The organism is Cryobacterium sp. Y62 (assembly GCF_002929785.1).
Lineage (GTDB): Bacteria > Actinomycetota > Actinomycetes > Actinomycetales > Microbacteriaceae > Cryobacterium.
The window spans coordinates 1-1,392 of the sequence record NZ_PJJK01000012.1; the positions used below are offsets into that span (position 1 = coordinate 1).

A 1,392-nucleotide genomic window follows, 5' to 3' on the forward strand; every position below is an offset into this window, starting at 1 on the left:
GGCTCTCCTGACGTAACCGTGGGTGGTTTCCGAGCGCCTTAACGAGTACACGCCGCTCTCCGTCTAGGTTTCTAACTGTCAAAGGCAAGAAACTTAGGATCGGAAAAAGCGGCGTGCAAAACTCAACACTATGGCGAACTCTGCTCGGAGTCGACAAAACCATCGTCGAAACCGTCGATCTCGACGTGAAAACCGGCATTCTGGTCGCGTCAGTACGCCCGACGGCATCGATGCGGAACCGTTGCGGGGCCTGCCGGAAACGCTGCCCACGCTATGACGCCGGCGACGGGCGTCGCCGCTGGCGGTCCCTGGATGCGGGCGCGGTCCAAATCCAGTTAGAAGCCGCGGCACCCCGGGTGAGCTGCCGGGTGCACGGCGTCACCGTCGCCGCCGTCCCTTGGGCCCGGCATCAAAGCGGGCACACACTGTTCTTCGATCAGCAGGTCGCCTGGCTAGCCACTCAAACCTCCAAGACCGCGATCACCGTACTGATGCGCATCGCGTGGCGCACCGTTGGCGCGATCATCACCCGGGTCTGGGCCGACACGGAGAAGCAGTTCGACCAGTTCGCCGGACTCACCCGGATCGGCGTTGACGAGATCAGTTACAAGCGCGGCCACAAGTATTTGACGTGCGTTATCGACCACGATTCCGGCCGGCTCGTCTGGGCTGCACCCGGCCAGGACAAGGCCACCCTCGCGACGTTCTTCGACGCGTTAGGGCCGGAACGCTCAGCACAGATCACGCATGTTTCCGCGGACGGCGCGGCCTGGATCGCCAGTGTTGTCAAGGAACGCGCGCCCAACGCGGTTCGTTGCGCCGACCCGTTCCACGTCGTGAAATGGGCTACCGAAGCCCTCGACGACGTCCGCCGGGCCGCGTGGAACGAAGCCCGCATAGCCGCCCGGCATAACGAGACCCGACGCGGCCGCGGCCGGCCTGCCGCTGATGCCCCACCACGACCGGATAGCGCCCGAGCGGCCGGCATCAAGAACTGTCGCTACGCGCTCTGGAAGAACCCGGAAAACCTCACCGAGAAGCAACAGACCAAGCTCGCCTGGATCGTGCAGACCGACCCCCGACTGGCCCGCGCCTACTACCTCAAGGAAGGCCTCCGCGTGATCTTCAAACTCCCTCTCACCGACGCCACCGAGGCTTTGGACAAGTGGGTCGGCTGGGCTCGCCGCTGCCGGATCCCGGCGTTCGTGAAACTGCAAAAAAGCATCGTGAAGCATCGCACCGCGATCCTGGCTTCCATCGAGCACGGCCTCTCCAATGGCCGCGTCGAATCCATGAATACCAAGATTCGCCTCATGACCCGCATCGCCTTCGGCTTCACATCACCAGACGCCCTGATCGCTCTGGCGATGCTCAGCCTCGGCGGACATAAAC

The 1,392-nt window shown here is 63.6% G+C and carries 1 protein-coding gene; it reads left to right on the forward strand.

What is annotated here, in order from left to right:
- Nucleotides 1-113: 113 nt before the first annotated feature.
- Nucleotides 114-1,392, forward strand: a 1,279-nt coding sequence (locus CXY71_RS00080; protein WP_104133715.1) for an ISL3 family transposase, incomplete at its 3' end; no start/stop codon positions are given.